Origin of the sequence: Sporichthya brevicatena (assembly GCF_039525035.1) — a bacterium.
Lineage (GTDB): Bacteria > Actinomycetota > Actinomycetes > Sporichthyales > Sporichthyaceae > Sporichthya > Sporichthya brevicatena.
On the sequence record NZ_BAAAHE010000008.1, the window covers coordinates 196,060 to 214,976 of the forward strand.

Annotated in this window: 16 protein-coding genes and 1 tRNA gene; 12 read left to right on the forward strand and 5 right to left on the reverse strand. The window is 68.4% G+C overall.

Annotated features, from left to right (window positions below):
- The first annotated feature begins 43 nt into the window (after nt 1-43).
- Nucleotides 44-1,006: a helix-turn-helix transcriptional regulator gene (locus tag ABD401_RS06170; RefSeq protein WP_344602696.1), complete on the forward strand. Its 963-nt coding sequence runs from the start codon at nt 44-46 to the stop codon at nt 1,004-1,006.
- Here the strand turns inward: ABD401_RS06170 and ABD401_RS06175 are convergent.
- Both ABD401_RS06175 and ABD401_RS06180 read right to left on the reverse strand, forming a co-directional pair.
- Entirely contained in the window at nt 914-2,221 is a 1,308-nt protein-coding gene (locus ABD401_RS06175) for an MFS transporter (RefSeq protein WP_344602698.1), read from the reverse strand. The two genes, ABD401_RS06170 and ABD401_RS06175, sit on opposite strands and share 93 nt — an antisense overlap.
- The gene (locus ABD401_RS06180; RefSeq protein WP_344602700.1) at nt 2,221-2,847 is read right to left on the reverse strand and encodes a winged helix-turn-helix domain-containing protein; all 627 of its coding nucleotides are present in this window, start codon (nt 2,845-2,847) and stop codon (nt 2,221-2,223) included. The genes ABD401_RS06175 and ABD401_RS06180 overlap by 1 nt, the downstream gene beginning before the upstream one ends.
- An 86-nt stretch (nt 2,848-2,933) precedes the next feature.
- Between ABD401_RS06180 and cysS the strand changes: the two genes are divergently transcribed.
- From cysS to ABD401_RS06205, 5 genes are all read left to right on the forward strand, one after another.
- Nucleotides 2,934-4,325 (forward strand): cysteine--tRNA ligase, encoded by a 1,392-nt coding sequence (gene cysS / locus ABD401_RS06185; protein WP_344602702.1) that lies wholly within the window; start codon nt 2,934-2,936, stop codon nt 4,323-4,325.
- On the forward strand, nt 4,325-5,308 hold the full coding sequence (rlmB, locus tag ABD401_RS06190; RefSeq protein ID WP_344602704.1) for a 23S rRNA (guanosine(2251)-2'-O)-methyltransferase RlmB: 984 nt from the start codon (nt 4,325-4,327) through the stop codon (nt 5,306-5,308). The genes cysS and rlmB overlap by 1 nt, the downstream gene beginning before the upstream one ends.
- A gap of 116 nt (nt 5,309-5,424) precedes the next feature.
- Entirely contained in the window at nt 5,425-5,859 is a 435-nt protein-coding gene (locus tag ABD401_RS06195; RefSeq protein ID WP_344602706.1) for a CBS domain-containing protein, read from the forward strand.
- Nucleotides 5,860-5,950: 91 nt separating this feature from the next.
- Nucleotides 5,951-6,023: transfer RNA gene (locus tag ABD401_RS06200), tRNA-Thr, on the forward strand.
- Nucleotides 6,024-6,517: 494 nt separating this feature from the next.
- On the forward strand, nt 6,518-7,846 hold the full coding sequence (locus ABD401_RS06205; RefSeq protein ID WP_019873840.1) for an amidohydrolase family protein: 1,329 nt from the start codon (nt 6,518-6,520) through the stop codon (nt 7,844-7,846).
- 12 nt (nt 7,847-7,858) lie between these two features.
- On the opposite strand, the gene ABD401_RS06210 is transcribed toward ABD401_RS06205, so the two are convergent.
- A complete protein-coding gene (locus tag ABD401_RS06210) occupies nt 7,859-8,509 on the reverse strand; it encodes a TetR/AcrR family transcriptional regulator (RefSeq protein ID WP_344602709.1) in 651 nt (216 codons plus the stop codon).
- Between the two features lie 14 nt (nt 8,510-8,523).
- A complete protein-coding gene (locus ABD401_RS06215) occupies nt 8,524-9,195 on the reverse strand; it encodes a TetR/AcrR family transcriptional regulator (RefSeq protein WP_344602711.1) in 672 nt (223 codons plus the stop codon).
- A 256-nt stretch (nt 9,196-9,451) separates the two neighbouring features.
- Here ABD401_RS06215 and ABD401_RS06220 point away from each other — a divergent pair, with 256 nt between their 5' ends.
- The 6 genes from ABD401_RS06220 (at nt 9,452) to ABD401_RS06245 (ending at nt 18,184) form a co-directional block, all read left to right on the forward strand.
- On the forward strand, nt 9,452-10,210 hold the full coding sequence (locus ABD401_RS06220; RefSeq protein WP_344602713.1) for an SDR family NAD(P)-dependent oxidoreductase: 759 nt from the start codon (nt 9,452-9,454) through the stop codon (nt 10,208-10,210).
- 180 nt (nt 10,211-10,390) lie between these two features.
- Nucleotides 10,391-11,545 (forward strand): LLM class flavin-dependent oxidoreductase, encoded by a 1,155-nt coding sequence (locus tag ABD401_RS06225; RefSeq protein ID WP_344602715.1) that lies wholly within the window; start codon nt 10,391-10,393, stop codon nt 11,543-11,545.
- A 98-nt stretch (nt 11,546-11,643) separates the two neighbouring features.
- Nucleotides 11,644-14,010 (forward strand): hydantoinase B/oxoprolinase family protein, encoded by a 2,367-nt coding sequence (locus ABD401_RS06230; RefSeq protein ID WP_344602924.1) that lies wholly within the window; start codon nt 11,644-11,646, stop codon nt 14,008-14,010.
- A complete protein-coding gene (locus tag ABD401_RS06235; protein WP_344602717.1) occupies nt 14,010-16,115 on the forward strand; it encodes a hydantoinase/oxoprolinase family protein in 2,106 nt (701 codons plus the stop codon). Before ABD401_RS06230 ends, ABD401_RS06235 begins: the two co-directional genes overlap by 1 nt.
- A complete protein-coding gene (locus ABD401_RS06240; RefSeq protein ID WP_344602719.1) occupies nt 16,112-16,849 on the forward strand; it encodes an enoyl-CoA hydratase/isomerase family protein in 738 nt (245 codons plus the stop codon). Before ABD401_RS06235 ends, ABD401_RS06240 begins: the two co-directional genes overlap by 4 nt.
- A 9-nt stretch (nt 16,850-16,858) precedes the next feature.
- Nucleotides 16,859-18,184 carry a cytochrome P450 gene (locus tag ABD401_RS06245; RefSeq protein WP_344602721.1) on the forward strand — a complete coding sequence of 442 codons (1,326 nt, stop codon included), beginning with the start codon at nt 16,859-16,861 and terminating at the stop codon, nt 18,182-18,184.
- Here the strand turns inward: ABD401_RS06245 and ABD401_RS06250 are convergent.
- Nucleotides 18,140-18,898 carry an SDR family oxidoreductase gene (locus tag ABD401_RS06250; RefSeq protein ID WP_344602723.1) on the reverse strand — a complete coding sequence of 253 codons (759 nt, stop codon included), beginning with the start codon at nt 18,896-18,898 and terminating at the stop codon, nt 18,140-18,142. The genes ABD401_RS06245 and ABD401_RS06250 overlap by 45 nt on opposite strands.
- Between the last annotated feature and the right edge of the window lie 19 nt (nt 18,899-18,917).

An 18,917-nucleotide genomic window follows, 5' to 3' on the forward strand; every position in this document is an offset into this window, starting at 1 on the left:
ATTGCGGTCAGTTTCTGTCCGCAATGTCAGGCAGACTTTCGGCATGGCGAACACGAGTTCCCGGACCCTGCGGCTGCTCTCCCTCCTGCAGGCGCACCGGCACTGGCGGGGCAGCGAGCTCGCGGAACGGCTCGGCGTCTCGGAGCGGACGCTGCGGCGCGACGTGGACCGGCTCCGCGAGCTCGGCTACGACGTCGACGCAACGCCCGGTGTGGACGGTGGGTACCAGCTGCGGGCCGGGTCCGCGCTGCCGCCGCTGGTCGTCGACGACGAGGAGGCGGTGGCCCTGGCGGTCGGGATGCAGGCCGCGACCGACGGCGCGGTGCCGGGGCTGGAGGAGGTGTCGGTCCGGGCGCTCGGCAAGGTCGTGCAGGTTCTGCCGCCGCGGCTGCGCCGCCGGGTCGAGACGTTGCGCGCGATGACCGTGCCTGCGACCTGGGGGCCGAGCAGCGGTGGGCCGAGCGTCGACACTGAGGCGCTCGTCGTCGTCGCGCAGGCCTGTCGGGACGGTGAACGGCTGCGGTTCGACTACACCGCGCGCGAGGCCGAGGAGACCGCGCGCCACGTCGAGCCGCACCGGGTCGTCAAGCTCGGCCGGCGGTGGTACCTCGCCGCGTGGGACGTCGAGCGCGCGGACTGGCGCAGCTTCCGGCTGGACCGGCTGCGCAATCCGCGCGGCACGGGTGCGCGGTTCGCTCCGCGGACGCCACCGGGTGGCGATGCGGCCGAGTACGTGAAGTCCTCGATCGTCGGGCTGCGGGAGCCGCAGCGGGTGGTGGCGGAGGTCGAGGCGCCCGCCGACCGCGTGCGGGTGCGGATCGGCCGGTGGGCGCTGGTCACCCCCGTCGACGACGAGAGGTGCCGCGTGGAAATGACGGCGGATCAGTTCGAGTGGCCGGCGATGGCCCTCGGTTCACTCGGCGCCGAGTTTCGTGTGGTCGAGCCCGACGAGTTGCGTGTCTATCTGCGCGACTGGTCCGAGCGGTTCGGCCGTGCGACCGCGTGAGGCGAACAGGTAGAGCGGTGCGGACAGCACGAGCAGGACGGCGGAGACCGCGAACCCCGCGACCAGACCCTGACCGCCGGCGAGCGCGCCGAGCGCGGGCGCGGCGACCATGCCGCCCAGGCGGGACGTCAGGCTGTTGACGCTCACCATCGTCGCGCGGTGGGCGGCGGTCGTGTGGCGGTGCACCAGCCCGTAGTGGGCGACGTTCGCGGTGCCGTGCACCAGGTAGAAGCCGAGGTAGCCGAGCACGAGGCCGATCGGCCCGGCGATGACCACCGCGAGAGCGACGCCCACGCCCTGCGCGATGCGCGCGACGATCGCCGCGCGGACCCACGAGCCGGTGCGCCGGGCGACCCACGGTGCGACGGCGGCGCCCGCCCCGCTGACGCCCCAGGCCACCGCGGCGGTGACCGCGTAGGCGAGGACGCCCTGCTCGGTGTCGCCGACGAGGTCGACCATGCGCAGGCCGGACAGGATCTCGACGCCGGTCATGCCGGCTCCCCAGAACAGCTCGATCGCCGCGAGGGCGCACAGCGCGCCGGACACGCGCAGCAGCCCGATCGCATCGCGGATCGTGCGCGCGGAGTCGCGGATCGGGGACCACCCGGAGCCGGCGGGCCGCGCCCGGCTCTCGTCGAGCAGGTGCCACAGGAACGCGAGGTCCACGATCCGCAGGACGATCGCGACGACGATCGGCAGCGCGAGCGCCGGCCAGGCCGACGGGGTCGGGACCAGCGCGAGGACCCCGCCGAGCAGGGCGCCGCCCCCGAGCGCGGCGGAGATGACGACGCTCTCGGCGGCGAGGCCGGACTCGATGTCGGCGTCGACGTCGGCAGCCTGGGCGGCGTCGACGAACCAGGACTCGAGCGGGCCGGAGTCGAGGGCGCGGTAGACGCCCTCGATCGCCCAGGCGAGGACGAACAGCCACGTCGCCTCGGAGAACGAGATCAGCGACATCGAGAGCAGGCTGAGCAGCCCGGCGACGAGCAGGACGGGGCGGCGCCCGATCGTGTCCGCGAGACCACCCGTCGGGAGTTCGAAGAGCACGACCATCGCGCTGGACAGACCGGAGAGCAGACCGATCGTCGCGACCGTCATGCCGCGTTCCTGCAGCAGGACCGTGAGGACCGGGATGAGCAGACCGACGGGGAACCACCGGGTCGCGCTCAGCACGATGAAGCGCCGCCGAACGCGACGCGCGTCGTCGAGGGACATCAGCCGGACACGTCGGGATGCACGTGCAGGATCGCGGCCACCGGGGCGAGCCCGGCGCCGTCGGCGGGCGGGTCGTTGACGTCGATCACCGGTTCGCCGGCGGCACGGGCGGACTCGCCCAGCGCGCGGTAACGGAGAACGACCTCGTGCAACTCGGCGAGGATCGCCTTCGTCTGATCCACCGTCAGGTAGAGCCTGTAGTCGGAGAGGTCGGAGATCTCCAGCCAGGGGCGCGGCCAGTCGTTGTGGACGTCGAGCCAGGCCTGCGTCTTGTCGGTGTTCGTGCGCAGGTGGTAGCCGACGAGCCAGTCGGCGGCGGCGCGGGCGTCGGGGTCGTCGCGGAACTCCGAACTCGACCAGGACGTGAACTCGTGGACCGCGCGCCACCAGCGGTCGCGGCCGTCGCCGGAGTCGGGGACCTCGGAGACCATGCCGATCTCGGCGAGCTTGCGCAGGTGGTAGCTCGTCGTGCCGCTGTTGGTGCCGAGGCGGGCCGCGAGCCCGGTCGCCGTCGCCGGGCCGTGCGAGCGCAGCGCCCCGAGAATCCGGTTGCGCAGGGGGTGCGCGAGTGCGCGGACGGACTCGGAGTCGAGGCGCTTCTGGGTGGGCGGCGGCACGTCGGTCATGACCTCATCGTGGATCGCAGAAATTTTCTGCACAAGTCTTCTGCAGAGAAATTCTGCGATTGGCGCCCGCCGTTAGGCTGGGACGTGTGACGCTGCGTTTGTACGACACCGCGACCCGTTCGACCAGGGATTTTGTGCCCGCCGAGCCCGGCCGGGCGTCGATCTATCTGTGTGGGGCGACCGTTCAGGCCCCGCCGCACATCGGGCACATCCGCTCCGGCGTCAACTTCGACATCCTGCGGCGGTGGCTGGAGCACACCGGCTCCACGGTCACGTTCGTCCGGAACGTCACCGACATCGACGACAAGATCCTCCGCAAGGCGGAGGAGCAGGGCGTGCCGTGGTGGCAGGTCGCGCAGACGAACGAGAACGCGTTCGCCTGGGCGTACGACGTGCTCGGCTGCCTGCGTCCGACGGTCGAGCCGCGCGCGACCGGGCACGTGCCGGAGATGATCGTGCTGATGCGCGAGCTCATCGAGCGGGGCGCCGCGTACGCCGCCGGGGGTGACGTCTACTTCTCCGTCGGGTCGTTCGCGGACTACGGCGCCCTGTCGGGGCAGAAGCCGGACGCGATGCAGGCGGCCGGCGACACCGACGTCGAGACCCACAAGCGCGACCCGCGCGACTTCGCGCTGTGGAAGTCGGCGAAGCCGGGGGAGCCGTTCTGGGAGACTCCGTGGGGGCCGGGCCGGCCGGGCTGGCACCTGGAGTGCTCGGCGATGGCCGGGAAGTACCTCGGGGACCGCTTCGACATCCACGGCGGCGGTCTGGACCTGGTGTTTCCGCACCACGAGAACGAGATCGCGCAGTCGAAGGCCGCAGGCCAGGAGTTCGCCCGGTACTGGCTGCACAACGGCTGGGTGACGATGTCCGGGGAGAAGATGAGCAAGTCGCTCGGCAACTCCCTGCTGGTCTCGGAGATCGTGAAGCGGGTGCGGCCGGTCGAGCTGCGGTACTTCCTCGCGGCGCCGCACTACCGCTCGATGGTCGAGTACTCCGAGGAGTCGCTCGCCGAAGCGGCGACGGCCTACGCGCGCATCGAGACGTTCGTGCGCAACGCGACCGACCTCGTCGGTGACGTGACGCCGGGTCAGGTCCCCCCCGCCTTCGCGGATGCGATGAACGACGACCTCGGGACGCCGCTCGCGCTTGCGGCCGTGCACACCGCGGTGCGCGAGGGGAACACTGCCCTCGCGTCCGGGGACAAGGACACCGTGACGGCCCGTCTGGCCGAGGCGCGGGCGATGCTCGGGGTGCTCGGGCTGGACCCGGTCGCGTGGGCGGACTCCTCCGGCAGCGACCTGCACGCGGTCGTCGACGGCCTCGTCGCGCTGGCGCTGGAACAGCGGGCCGCGGCCCGCGAACGCAAGGACTACGCCGCGGCGGACGCGATCCGTGATCGCCTCCGCGCCGCCGGCGTGGTCATCGAGGACACCCCCCACGGCCCGCGCTGGACCGTCGGCAATCCGGAGGCCTGATGGCGGGCAACAGCAAGCGACAGGGCGCGGTCCGCAAGGGCGCGTCGAAGAAGGGCGCGACGGTCGGGTCGGGCGGTCAGGCCCGCCGGGCGCTCGCGCCGAAGGGGCCGACGCCGAAGGCGACCGAGCGCACCGGGCACCCGGCCGCGCGCCGCGCTGCCGCGGCGGCGAAGCGGGAGGCCGCGGGGCGGCGTCCGGCGACGGGGCCCTCGCGCACCGGCAAGCCGTCGGGCAAGGCGCCGAAGGACTCCGGCGAACTCGTCATCGGGCGCAACTCGGTGCTGGAGGCGTTGGAGGCCGGGATCCCGGCGTCGGCGTTGTTCGTGGCCGAGCGCATCGACTCCGACGACCGGGTCCGTGAGGCGTTGAAGTACTGCGCGCAGCACGGCATTCCGCTGCTGGAGGCGCCGCGCGCCGAGCTCGACAAGATGACGCAGCGGGCGCTGCACCAGGGTCTGGTGCTGCAGGTCCCGCCGTACGAGTACGCGCACGCCGACGACCTGCTGGCGCGGGCCGGGCGGCAGGCGCCGCTGGTCGTGGCGCTCGACGGCGTCACCGACCCGCGGAACCTCGGGGCGGTGCTGCGCTCGGCCGAGGCGTTCGGCGCGCACGGGGTGCTGATCCCGGAGCGGCGCGCCGCGGGCATGACGGCGGGGGCGTGGAAGACCGCGGCCGGCGCCGCGGCCCGGCTGCCGGTGGCGCGGTGCACGAACCTGACCCGTGCGCTGGTCGCCTACCAGAAGGCGGGGCTGATGGTCGCCGCGCTCGACGGTGAGGGCGACGTCGCGATCGGTGACCTCGAACTCGCGCCGGAGCCGCTGGTGCTCGTCGTCGGTGCGGAGGGCAAGGGCGTCTCCCGGCTGGTGTCCGAGGCGGCCGACGTGCGGGTGCGGATCCCGATGCCCGGCGCGACGGAATCGCTGAACGCGGGCGTCGCCGCAGGCATCGCGTTGTACGAGATCGCGCGGCGGCGTAGTTCCTGAGAGGTCTTCAGTCCAGAGCTCGTGAACTATTTCCCGAGCTCAGCGGCCATTTCTTCGTGAACCCGTTCGGCCTACCCTGCGTTTACCGGCTAGTCCGCGGGAGCAAGGAGGACGGCATGCGGATCTCCGACGTGTTGCGAAACAAGGGCACCGATGTCTACACGGTGCGGCCCGACACCCCGGTGCGGGAGTTCCTGTCCGTGATGGTCGAGCGGCGGATCGGTGCGTGCGTCCTCTCCTCCGACGGCGTCACCGTCGCCGGCATCGTCTCCGAGCGCGACATCGCCCGGGCGCTCCACGACCGCGGGGCCGACATCCTCGCCGCCCCGGTCTCCGAGATCGCGACCAGCGACGTCCACACCTGTCACCCCGAGGAGAGCCTCGACGAGCTCACCCGCGTGATGACCGAACGCCGCGTCCGCCACATCCCGGTCCTCGTCGACGGCCGCCTCGCCGGCCTCGTCAGCATCGGCGACATCGTCAAACACCGGATGGACGAACTCGAGACCGAACGCCAAGCCCTCGTCGACTACATCTCGTCGGCGGGCTGATCGATCCGTTCGAGGACGTTTCCGCGGAAGCGTCTTTCTTGCCTGGGGCCGCTGAGCGTCGCCCCCGGCGCCCAGTAACCTGGGACCTCCCGCCGGCGTGGCGCAATTGGTAGCGCACTCGACTTGTAATCGAAAGGTTGCCGGTTCAAGTCCGGCCGCCGGCTCTTCTGACCTGCGGCAACGTTCGGCCCTCGCCGTTTTGCGACACCGATTACGTTAAGGATGCCCACGGCTGTCGAGTGGTTGCGCCCACTCTGGCCGACTGGCGTGTCACTCTCGTCGGCGCGGGCGCCGCTGGGCACGAATCCGGGTTGCGGATCTGGAGGCGATCTATGCGCATCCGCGGCAGGAGGCGCGGGCGTTGGAGCGGCGTGGAGTGTTGCACCGCCTCGCGCACGGTTTCTACTGCGCGGTGCCGCCCGCGCACGATCCGGCGGTGTGGAAGCCGAGCACCGAGGCGGCGGGGCTTGACCCGGGACGGAACCGGCGCTGCTGCAAGAGAGGTCACCTTGATCCAGCGAGACACGTCGGGTCCGGTTCCATCTGTCAACGACGGCGTAGACAATCCTCAACGCTTTCGTTGACGGGGCCGTCAGTCGCGTCTACGGTCGATCCTGACGCAGCGTTCGAGCTGTCTGATGACCCCGGGAGTTCTCACGTGTCCTCCACTTTCCCGACCAACGCGGAACTGAATTCCGGCCCCGGTGAGCGGGCGATCATCATCTCCTCGGACGGTCACGCGACCGCGCCGATGAAGGACTACGCGAAGTACATCCCGGCCGCGTACCAGGAGGACTTCGCCGAGTTCTGCGTCGAGTTCGAGAAGGTCGGTGCGCGCACCACGGACCCGGCCAGCCTCCGGAACCGGATGGATGAGTACCTGGTCGAGGAGTGGATCGAGACCGTCATCGAGCCCGGTCGGCTCGAGGGCCAGGGCGACCCGCACAAGCGGATCAAGGAGCTCAACCACGAGGGCATCGCCGGGGAGATCCTGTTCCCGGACTTCGGCCTGCCGTGGGAGCTGCACCCGCCGCTCAAGGCCGCGCTGATCGGCTACAAGCGCAGCCCGGAGAAGGTCGAGGTCGCGAACAAGGCGCACAACCGCTGGCTCGCGGACTTCTGCTCCGCCTACCCCGACCGCTTCGGCGGGCTCGCCGTCGTCAGCTTCGCCGACGTCGACGACACGATCGCGGAGATCCGCTGGGCCAAGGAGAACGGCCTGATCGGCATCGCGCTGCCGAGCCTGGACGAGTCGACGCCGTTCTTCCACTCCCGGCACGACCCGATCTGGGAGGTGCTGCAGGAGCTGGAGATGCCGATCAACAGCCACACGGCGATCTCCTCGATCAGTACCCACATGGCCACCGGGACGCTGATGGCGGTTCCGCACCCGGCGTGCGCGGTGCCGATGATGACCGCGCAGGCGTTCTTCTCGACCCAGCAGATCCTCACGCACATGATCTGGGGCGGGGTGTTCGAGCGCTTCCCGGGGCTGAACCTGGTGATGACCGAGCAGGGCTCGGGCTGGGTGATCAGCGCCCTGCAGTCGATGGACTACACGTGGGAGAAGTCCTACCTGCGCCGCGACGTCCGCGAGGTCGTGAAGGAGAAGCCGTCGTTCTACTTCCAGCGCCAGTGCCACATGGGCAGCTCGCTGTTCTCCCGCGCCGAGGCGATCGCACGTCACGAGATCGGCATCGACAAGATCCAGATCGGCATGGACTACCCGCACCACGAGGGCACGTGGGGCGCGGGGCCGGGCACGCTCGACTGGCTGCGGTCCACCCTCGGTGCGGCCGGCGCCTCCCCCGAGGACGCGCGCAAGATGCTCAGCGAGAACGCCGCCAAGCTCTGGGGCTTCGACCTGGACAAGCTCCGGCCGGTCGCCGACGAGATCGGCCTCAAGATGGACGCGCTGCTCACCCCGAACGACTACGACTTCTTCCCCCGGGGCGACGTGCACAAGCCGCTCGCGACTGCGTTCTAGCGCACGGGACTTCTAGGCGGCGGATGCGGGCGGGACGATGCCGGCCAGGAAGAGCTCGGCGAAAGATGCGGCGATCTCCTCCGGCGCGACGGGATACGTCGGGCGGTACCAGCGGTACATCCAATTGATCATGCCGAACAACGACATTGCCGCGACGTTGATCGAGATGTCGCCGCGCAGCGCACCCTCTTCCTGGCCCTGACGGAGGATCGCTCGGACGAGCGCCTCGTACTGGCGTGTCTCCTCGATGATCTCCACCGCCCAAGCACTGTCCTGACGGGCGATGCGGCCCAGATCCTCGACGTGGACATTCATGTGCGGGTAGAACTCGGCGAACCCGACCACCATCGAGTAGATCAGAGCCCGGATCTTGTCAGGTGTCGAGTCGTTGCTCCGCTGGATTGCGCGCGCCGCCGCCATGTCGTGGGCGAGCGCCTCGCGGACGATCTCCTGCAGCACTTCCTCCTTGCTGCCGAAGTAGTAGTAGATCGAGGCTCGGTCCGTGCTGAGCGCCTCCGCGACGTCTCGCAAGGTGGCTTCGTAGCCCTTCTCGCGGAAGATGTGCGCTGCCGTACGCAGAATCTCCTGCCTCCGGGCGATGTAGGCAGTGCCGCCTTCCTCGATGGCCGCCTGTCTCCTGCTTTCGATCCCGCTGTTCGGCATGCTCGATCCCCGGACTACTTCTTGGTTCCGGAGTCGGCCAGGGCAGGGCCACCATGGCCTCGGAAGAAGATCTCGGTGATCGACTGGATGACTTCTTCTGGCGTGTACTCGGAGTCGGGCGTGTACCACCGGTGCGTCCAGTTGATCATGCCGAAGAGATTCAGGCTGGCGAGATGGACCGGGACGTCCGCGCGGAAGGTCCCGTCCGCCTGGCCTTGCGTCAGGATCCGCATGACGATCGACTCGAATCGCCGGGAGGTGCGCTGCACGTCGTGCGACCACTCGGTGTCCAGACGTGAGATGCGTGCCATGTCCTCGACGTAAACGTACAAGTACGGGTAGTTGCGGTGAAACGACTCAATCATCTCGCGGATGAGCATCTCGATCTTTTGAGCCGGGGCCGCCTTGCGTGCGTCGATCCGGCGGGCCGCGAGGAAGTTGTCCTTGACAGCCATGCGGACGATCTCCTGCATCAGCTCTTCTTTGTTGCTGACGTAGTAGTACAGGGACGCGCGGTCGGTACCGACCCGCTCGGCGACGTCGGTCAGAGTCGCGTTCTCGAATCCCAGTTCACGAAAGGCGGCCGCGGCGCCCCTGATGATCTCCTCGCGTCGGTCCCGGTAGATCCGGCTCGATGCGTCGCGGGCGGCCTGCCGCCTCGCCTTGATGCCTCCGCGGTTGTCCATCTACCAGATTTCTTGTGCTCGGTCCGGGTCTGAGTCGCGCCATCATAGGTGCGACCGCGGGTCCCAGAGCGTGAAGCCGCTCCCGCGCGGCGATTCGTCAACAACTTTGTTGATTTTATCTGATCGTCCGTGCCGCCACCAGAGCGGGCGCTGGCTGACGGATCGTCATCTACCCCTCGGGCCGATGTCAACAGAAGAGTTGACGAGCTGGCGGGACGGTGGAACCTTGGGCGCAATCGGACGAGGGAGAACTGTCGTGGTCAAACTCAGTGATCAACCGGTCGCCATTGTGACCGGGGGTGGAAGCGGGATGGGCCTGGCCACCGCGTCCGAACTTGCTTCCGACCATCACGTCGTCGTGGTCGGCCGGCGCAAGGACGTGCTCGAGGACGCGGTGAGCGCGATCGGCGAGCAGGCTTCGGCGTTCCCAGCCGATCTGACGGACGTGGATCAGGTGCAGGCGGTCGCCGATCACGTCGTCGAGACCTTTGGTCGCGTTGACGTGCTCGTCAACATGGCTGGCGTCCGGCCGCCAATGCTCTACACCGACGCCGACCTGCGCGAGGCGGTGGCAGTGTGGCACGAGCAGATGGCGCTGAACGCCACCTCCCAGTTCATGATGGCCTTCGCGGTGGCCCGCCACCTGACGCGCCCCGGGGGCCGCATCGTGAACGTGAGCTCAGAGGCGGCCGTCTCCGGTGGCAGCCTGCCTGGGATGTCCACGTACGCCGCTGCGAAAGGTGCCGTGCACGGCCTCACCCTTTCGCTTGCGCGCGAACTCTCACCGGTCGGGATCACGGTGAACTGCGTCGTTCCCGGGTATGTCGAGGCGACGGGGCTGACCGCAGACTTCGGCGAGGCCCAGCGGGAAGCGCTGGCTGAGCGGATTCCGGTACGCCGCGCCGGCCGGGTTTCGGACATGGCCAGCGCGGTGCGGTACCTGGTCTCCGAGGGAGCAGGCTTCGTCACGGGCCAGTTCCTGCATCTCAACGGAGGTTCGACCTTCGGCCGGTAGGCGGACGCTGAGTTGGCGTCAGAAGCGCGGGAGGGATGGCCTGCGTAGGCGCTTGCCCAGGCCCGGCAACACCAGTGTTGATAATTGGCAACACCAGTGTTGACCGGGCTCTCAGGCCGGCCTATGCTCCTCAACATTGGCGTTGACATGGCGCCGGATTCCTGACGGGAGTTGAAGGCCGTGAAGTTTCACCTGGTGCAGCCGGGAACAATCGGGTCGAAGGAGGAGATCCAGCAGGGGATGGCGGGTCAGCGCAAGGACCTGTACCTGCGCTACCTGGAGGAGATCCGCCAGTACGTCGGCATGGCTGACGATCTCGGCTACGCCAGCTACGGGCACAACGAGCACCACCTGCAACTCGAGGGCTTCGAGGTCACGAACCACCCGGGAATGTTCAGCCTTTTCATCGGCCAGAACTCGAAGCGGATCAAGGCCGCGACCCTCGGTTACGTGCTCCCCACGCACAACCCCGTCCGCGTCGCCGAGGAGATCGCCACGCTCGACAACATGTTGCAGGGTCGCTTGATCGTCGGGTTCACGCGTGGGTACCAGGGCCGCTGGGTCGGTTCATACGCCTCGATCCAGGGCGTCGGGGCGACGACGCCCGAGTTGGCGAAGTCGCGGGACGACATCGACACGATGAACCGCGAGATCTTCGAGGAATCGGTCAGCGTCGTGAAGAAGGCATGGATGAACTCCACCTTCACCCACAAGGGGAAGTGGTGGCAGTTCCCGCCCGAGGGCGGACTGCCCGGCCACCCCGCCTACGAGGCGTACGGAGCGGGTGTGGGCCCGGATGGACGGGTCGAGGAGATCGGCATCGCGCCCCGGTGCTACCAGGATCCCCACCCGCCGATCTACGGCGCCTTCGCGCACAGCATGCGAACGATCACCATGTGGGCCCGCGAAGGAGGCAAACCGATCGTGCTCGCCAACCAGATGGAGTTCTGCGAGGCGCTGTGGAACAAGTACATCGAAACCGCGGCCAAGTGCGGACGCGAGGTTTCACGGGCCGACGCCGCCGCGTGGGGCGGCATCCTCATCCTCGCGGACTCCAAGGAGGAAGAGGAGAGGATCCGTGCAGAGTACGAGTGGCAGTACAACACCTGGTTCAAGCCGTTCGGGCAGGGGCTGGCCAACTACCTGATCGGCACTCCGGACGACATCTGCCGGCAGATCGAAGCCGCTCAGAAGCGCCTCGGGTTCAACGAGATGTGGATCCAGTGGGGCCAGGGCTATCGCTCGTTCGAGAAGAACCAAGAGGATTTGCACCGTTTCGCGACCGAGGTGATCCCGAACTTCGCGGACAAGGATGCCGAAGGTACGTGGGTCTGATCGATCCGAGCTTGCGTGGAGGATGGTGGCCGACGCGCCGCCATCCTCCGCTCACGTCACCCTTCTGGTTCGAACCGATCAGCCTGGGACCGGTGAACATGCACTCGACGGCCACCCCCGACGGGGTCATTCGGCACAACGAGGTCGACCTCGACGCGTTCGACCTGGACGAGTGGAACGGGGTGAAGCTGTCCTACATACCGCGGGCCGACGTCCCCGTTTCACCCGCTCTCCAGCTCGACCGCGAATTCGATGCAGACCCAGATCCGATCACCTCAGAGGTCATCCGCTGGCGTCTTTGGAATATGAACCTCGAACACTCCGAGACGCTTAAGCGAGCGTCCGGCACCCCGATCGTGTGCTTCAACGACGATCTGAATACCTCCCTGCTCACCGAGAACGGGGACACCTTCGTCGGCGGTCCCACCATCCAGTACTTCATCGGTGCTGCCGACCTGGCCGTGAAGTGGACGCTGCAGTTCCGCAGCGAGAACCCGGGCATTCACGACGGCGACATGTACATGATCAACGACCCCTACATCGCGTCCACACACCAGATGGACACCGCTATCTGCGCGCCCATCTTCCACGGCGGCCGCCTGTTCGCGTGGACGTTCAGTGCCGCCCACCAACGTGACCTTGGCGGCGGGGACATCGGCAGCTTCGGTGTCAATGCCACCGACATTTACGGCGAGCCCGTTCCGTGGCCCGCTGTCGCGCTGCTCCGCAAGGGCGAGCTTCAGAAGGACATCGTCGAGCTGTTCAGCCGGCAGAGCCGATTCCCCGAGCTGTGCGAGCTGCAGCTCCGTGCCCAGGTTGCCGGGGCCAATTCGGCGAAGCGGCGCATGCTGGAGCTCCTCGACGAGTACGGGCCCCGCCTGGTCAAGGGCGTGATGCGACGGCTCATCCGCGACACCTCCCACTCGGTCAGTGAACGGCTGCGGGAGATCCCGGATGGGAGCTGGTCCAACGTCACCTACGTCAACGGCAGCGGCGGGCGCCAGATCCACTGTGTCCAGATGAACCTCCGCAAGATCGGTGACCAACTGCTCATCTCGAACGAAGGCACCGATCCACAGGTCCCCGGGGGCGGCAACGGGGCCTACAACTCGTTCCGCTCGACGGTGCTCGCCGCGGCCAACACGCTGCTCGCCTGGGACCATCTGCTCTGTCCGGCCGGGGTGCTCAACCATCTGCAGTTCGCGCCGGTTCCGGGGACGATCACGTGCGCACGCTTCCCGGCCGGTGTGAGCATGCCGTTCACCCCTCTGCTTTCGGTCTCGCAGGCCGGGCAGCTGATCAGCTCGATGCTGCTCGCCGGCCCGGAGCATATGCGCGCACGAGCGATCGCGACGGGCGCATCCTCCAGCTATCAAGGTTCGACGACGTGGGGTGTCGACCGCGACGGACAACCTTTCTTCGGCCTCACCGGCGACACCATGGCCGGCGGCTTCGGTGCGGCGGCGGGGGTCGACGGTGCCGACAACGGCGGCACCTACTGGTGGCCACGCGGTAACAGCGGCAACGTCGAGGAGTGGGAGTCGACCATCCCGTTCCTCTACCTGTACCGCCGGTCGCAGCGCGACAGCGGCGGGCCGGGCGAGTTCCGCGGCGGCAACGGGATCGAGTACGCCCTGCTGGGGCACAAGGCCCAGACCTTCGGGACCCAGCTTGGCGGCAGTCACCCCGCCGTGAACACGACTCCCGGCCTTGCCGGTGGATACCCGGGGCACCAGGGTCGGTGGCTCGGCGCGACCGACACCCCGATCCAGGCTCTGCTCAGCAGCGGCATCCTGCCCGCCGACCGCACGGCGCTCGATGCAGCCTGCGGTGGCTTGCGCGACCTCAGCAATGGCGAGCGCTTCGACCCGAACGCTGACGGCGTCCTGGTCGTGCACCGCACCGCGGGTGGCGGCTACGGGGATCCCCTGCGTCGGGACCCCGAGGCGGTCGCCCGCGACGTCGCCGACCGGGCTCTGTCGGCTGAGGCCGCCCGGCTGGACTACGGGGTGATCCTGGACGGCACCGTCGTCGACGGCCCAGCTACAGGCGAGGAGCGGGCGAGACGTCGAGCGCAACGACTGGCAACGGCGGAACCGCCCCGATCGCCGGCCAAGGCACCGCTCGGGCGCGAGCTCGAGCGGCAGCCCGTCACCGCCGCCGTCGCGCTGACCCGGTACGCAGAGGGCGCAGTTTGGGTGTGCGAGTACTGCGACCACGTCCTCGCCGAGGAAGCGGTCGGCTACCGCGGCGGATCGGCGATGTGGCAGTCGACGCCGTCCGACGTCGACGCCGAGCGGTACCCGGACGTCCGCCCCCACGTCGACGCCGAGGTGGTGCTGCGGGAGTGGTACTGCCCTGGTTGCGCCGACATCCTGACGATCGACTTCTGCCTGGCCGAGGACCCGCCGGCGGTTGACGTGACCCTCGCCGCCGGCGCGGCCCGTTCGAAGGAGAGTGTCTGATGCCCGGCCCGTACGCAGTGGGCGTCGACATCGGTGGCACGTTCACCGACTGTGCTGTCATCGACCCCACCGGCCGCCTCGAGACCGGGAAGGTTCCGACAACTCCGTCCGACCGCTCCGTCGGCTTCTTCGGCTCGATCGAGGAAGCGGCGCACAAGTTCGGGCTGTCGCTCGAAGAGTTGATGAAGTCGACCAGCCGTCTCGTGCACGGGACCACGACGGGAACCAATGCGGTCGTCGCGCGTACTGGCGCGGTGGTCGGTCTGCTCACCACAGCCGGGCACGAGGACAACGTCCGCATCATGAAGGGCGGCGGGCGCACTGTCGGGCTCTCGCCCGAAGAGGTCATGAACATCGGCGCCGGGGGCCGGCCGGCACCGTTGGTCTCGCCCAACCTCGTCGTCGGCGTGACCGAGCGCATCGACTCCGACGGAGACGTCGTCGTCGCTCTCGACGAAGCGGAGGCGAAGCAATCCATCGCCTGGCTGTTGGAGCAGGGCGTTGAAGCCATTGCGATCAGCACGCTGTGGTCGACCAAGAACCCGTCGCACGAGCAGCGCCTGCGCGAACTCGTCGTCGAACAGGCACCCGACATCTTCGTCACCTGCAGCTCCGAGTTGACCGGCCGCCTCGGAGAGTACGAACGCACCATGACGTGCGTCATGAACGCCTACATCGGACCGTTGATGGATGCTTACGTCCAGGCCATCGAGAACGGGGCGGCGAGGCTCGGCTATCCGGGCACCGTGCTGTTCGCGCAGTGCGCAGGCGGCGCGGTCTCGGGCACGCAGGCGCGACGCACGCCGATCGTGACGATCCAATCCGGGCCGGTCGCGGGCGTCATGAACGCGGCGCTCCTGGCCCGGGAGCTCGGCGAAGAGCTCCTGCTGACCACCGACATGGGCGGCACGACCTACGACGTCAGCATCATCAGTAACGGCGAACCCCTCGCCCGCGACACCGCACTGTTTGAGCGCTTCGAACTTGCCCTGCCCATCCTCGACGTCGAATCCGTCGGAGCCGGTGGCGGCAGCATCGCGTGGATCGACGGCTCGGGACGGGTGAACGTCGGGCCGAAGAGCGCGGGCGCGGTCCCCGGTCCGGTCTGCGCGGGCCGCGGCGGCACCGAACCGACCGTCACCGACGCCGACGTGGTTCTGGGCATCATTGATCCGAATGCCTACCTGCACGGGCGCGTCACGTTGGACCGCGACGCCGCCTACCGAGCGATCGCCGAGCTCGGCGAGAGAATCGGTCTCGATCCCTACGCGACCGCGGCAGGCATCAACGCGATCGTCGATGCGAAAATGGCCGACATCATCCGCCGGATGAGTGAGTACCGAGGATTCGATCCCCGCCAGTGCGCGATGGTCGCCTTCGGTGGCGGCGGAGCGGTTCACGGGGGGGCGGTTGCGCGGGCAGCACGCGTGCCCAAGATGATCGTGGCGCTCCCTGAAGTGGCGTCAGTCTGGTCCGCGGCCGGTGCAGCCAACGCCGACGTCACGCACGTTCTCGTCGAGGCGCGGATGATCGACCTGCCCGGTCCGACGGCTCCGATCGAATCGGCGTTCGCCGCTCTGGAAGATCGCGTCCGAGCGGAACTCCACGAGGAAGGCTTCGTGGACGCCGATATTGAGCTGCATCGCTCGCTGCGCATGAAGCACAAGTTGCAGGTGTACGACGTGGAGGTTCCGGTCACCGAGCTGAAAGGCCCCGACACCGATGCTCTGGCCGAGCTCTTCACCGAAGTCTACGAGCACCGCTTCGGCGCGAACTCTGGCTACAAGGAGGGCGGGATCCAGATCACCACGTTCCAGGTGCGAGGCGTCGGGCTGACGCCGACTTCTCCGTTCGGCTCGACCGCCGGCCAGATCGTGGACGAGGTCGGGACCAGGAAGGTGTGGTGGCCAGAGATCGGAGGCTTCCACGACACGCCCGTTCTCAACCTGTCGGGCTCGGGTGGCGAGCGGTCGGCGAACAGGATGGAAGGCCCGTTCCTCGTCCAGCTCCCCGACACGGTGATCGTGATCCGGCCCGGGCAGTCGGCCTGGTTCGACCCGATGGGCAATGTCGTCGTCGAGACGCTACCGGCGGCCAAGGGATGAGCGAAGCGCTTGTCCGCCGCGTCGACAGCGACGGGCTCACGGTCCTGGAGCTCAACCGACCGGAACGCTTGAACGCTCTGACCTCCGCGCTCTTTCGCGAGCTCGCTGAGCACGTGACCGAGTTGGAGACGTCGACGACGATCGGATGCGTCGTCCTCCGCGGGGCGAATCGCTGTTTCTCGGCCGGCCACGACCTCGACGACATCGCCTCCGGCGACAGCAAGGAACATCTGCAGTTCGAGGCCCGAGTCGTCGAGCGGCTCGCCCTATTGCCGCAGCCAGTCATCGCGGCCGTTGAGGGCCACTGCTACACCGGAGCCTTGGAGCTTGCTCTCGTGGCGGATCTCATCGTGGCGAGCCGAAGCGCGCGGTTCGCGGACACGCACGCCAAGTTCGCGCTGACCCCGTTGTGGGGGATGAGCCAGCGCCTGCCGCGACGCGTCGGGCAGTCGCGCGCGCTCGAGATGATGTACACGGCGGCCACGTATTCCGGTGAGGAAGCCGCGCGGATCGGGTTGGCGAACTTCGTATTCCCCGAGGACGAGTTCGACGCCGCTCTCGACCACCTGATCCGCCGGATACTCGACAACTCCTGGTTCTCGCACGCCGCCAACAAGCGACTCGTGAGAACGGCCGATGAACTTCCCCTGACGGCTGGGCTGGCTCACGAGTTCTTCCACAGCGAAGGCGTCGGCCCTGACAACGCAGCCCGGCTGGCTGCCTGGAAGAAGTAGGGAGAGCTCGTGACCGACAGTGCAATCCCGTGCCCGTTCGCCCGCGTCGACAAGCTGGAGGACATCGGCAAGCTGATGCGCTCGCGCACGGCGGTCACTCACAACCCGGACTTCTTCGCCGCGCGCGCGGCGGACGAGGTGAACGGCGAGATCAACGTCCGCGAGTTCCTCGGTGCCGCGATGATTTACGACGACGGCGAGTCGCACCGGCTCCGCCGCAAACTGCTCAACCCGCTCGTCCGGGCCGATGCGCTGCACGGTATCCGCGAGGACGTTGTGCTGCCGGAGGCGGATCGACTCCTGGCCCAGCGACTCGCGAAGACCGACGCGGACGGGGTCTACCGACTGGACCTCATGGAGTTCCTCGAACGCGTTTTCATCCACTTCACCGCGAAGCTGATCGGGCTGATCGGCGTCGACTCCGACGATCGAATTGCGCTGATGGCGTCCCTCGCCGGGCCACTGGCGGCGGGAACCAGTTCGGCGTACCTCCAGGATCGCGCAGAGGTCAACCGGCGGGCCTTGAAAGCCAAGGCTCGCTACGTCGAAGAGTTCTTCCGGCCGTCGCTGGCCTGGCACCGGGAACAGGTGGCGAAGATCGAGGCGGGAGAGCTGTCGCCCGATGACGGGCCGGACAGTTTGCTCCGCCTGGTGGCCGCCGAGGCCGCGCCGGAGTGGAAGGACGAGGACAACGCGATCGTGGAGTCGACGATGCTCTTTGCGGCCTCCGTCGGCACGAGCACGCAGTCGATCGCGCACACCCTCGACCTGGTCTCGACCTGGTTGGAGGCCAATCCACAGGACCGCGGGCGTCGGACCGACCCCACGTTCCTGCTCAACGCGCTGGAGGAGGTCGTCCGCCTGCGGGCCCCGTTCTCGCCTTACACCACCCGCATGGCCATGGAGCCGTACACGCTCTCCAGCGGCGTCGAATTGCAGCCGGGCCAGGAGTTGCACATCGAGTGGGTCAAGGCGAACCGGGACCGTGCCACCTTCGGTGAGGACGCGGACCGCTTCAACCCGAACCGCGCGACGCCGGCCGACGGTACCCCGCGGTACGGCGTCGGGTTCGGCCTCGGAACCCACCAGTGCTACGGACTGCGCGTGGTCGTCGGCAACGACGGCAAGGGCGGGGCGCACGTCGAACTGCTGCGGAAGCTGATGGTCGCGGGAGTTCGTCCCGACCCTGACAACCCGCCCGTCGAGCTCGCGAAGGACATGTCGAAGTTCGAGGTCGAGGACATTCCGCGCTACCTCACGTATCCGGTTGTCTTCGACCGGGCGGAAGATTCACTCCACGACCGGGAACTCGTTGACCCCGGGCAGGATGAGTGACCCGGCGTCGACCGGCAGTTCGACGCCGGTGATCTCCGCGGCGTCGTCGGAGGCGAGCCACGAGATCGCTGCACCGATGACACCCGGGTCGAGGGCAGACCGGTTCCGCAGCGCGGCCATGCGCCGGAACCCCTCGTCGGTCGCATGCCCGGAGGTGCTGTTCGCGACCATCGGCGTCGCGATGACGCCAGGCAGCACCGCGTTGACGCGGACGTTGTGGTCGGCCAGCTCCAGCGCAGCTGCCTTCACCAGGCCGAGCAGGGCATGCTTCGACGTGGTGTACGCCGCCAGCCGTTTGCGGGCTACCCGGGACTGGATGGACCCGATCACGATCACCGAACCCGAGCCGCGTTCGATGAGGCTCGGAGTCGCGGCCTTGAGGGTCCGCCAGGAACCGGCGACATTCACGTCGAGGATGCTGGTGAAGGTCTCGTCGGTCATCTCCCACAGTGGCGCGGCCGCGATTATCCCGGCATTGGCGACCACCGTGTCGATGCGCCCGAACCGCGCCAGCGCCTCGGCGACCACCGCGTCGAGTGAGGATTGGCGACGGACGTCCACCGTCGCCGCGACGCAACGGACGCCGTGCGCCTCCACGAGCCGTGCGGTCTCGGTCGGCGGGCCCAGGTCGCCGGCGATGACATTCGCTCCGTCGCGGGCGAACCGCTCAGCGATCGCCTGCCCGATGCCTTGAGCGGCTCCGGTGATCAGCACGACGCGTCCTTCGTGACGC

Coding starts and splice junctions, on each gene's coding strand:
- ABD401_RS06170 (WP_344602696.1), top strand. CDS start 44: ATGGCGAACACGAGTTCCCGGACCCTGCGGCTGCTCTCCCTCCTGCAG.
- ABD401_RS06175 (WP_344602698.1), bottom strand. CDS start 2,221: ATGTCCCTCGACGACGCGCGTCGCGTTCGGCGGCGCTTCATCGTGCTG.
- ABD401_RS06180 (WP_344602700.1), bottom strand. CDS start 2,847: ATGACCGACGTGCCGCCGCCCACCCAGAAGCGCCTCGACTCCGAGTCC.
- rlmB (WP_344602704.1), top strand. CDS start 4,325: ATGGCGGGCAACAGCAAGCGACAGGGCGCGGTCCGCAAGGGCGCGTCG.
- ABD401_RS06195 (WP_344602706.1), top strand. CDS start 5,425: ATGCGGATCTCCGACGTGTTGCGAAACAAGGGCACCGATGTCTACACG.
- ABD401_RS06210 (WP_344602709.1), bottom strand. CDS start 8,509: ATGCCGAACAGCGGGATCGAAAGCAGGAGACAGGCGGCCATCGAGGAA.
- ABD401_RS06215 (WP_344602711.1), bottom strand. CDS start 9,195: ATGGACAACCGCGGAGGCATCAAGGCGAGGCGGCAGGCCGCCCGCGAC.
- ABD401_RS06230 (WP_344602924.1), top strand. CDS start 11,644: ATGCACTCGACGGCCACCCCCGACGGGGTCATTCGGCACAACGAGGTC.
- ABD401_RS06235 (WP_344602717.1), top strand. CDS start 14,010: ATGCCCGGCCCGTACGCAGTGGGCGTCGACATCGGTGGCACGTTCACC.
- ABD401_RS06240 (WP_344602719.1), top strand. CDS start 16,112: ATGAGCGAAGCGCTTGTCCGCCGCGTCGACAGCGACGGGCTCACGGTC.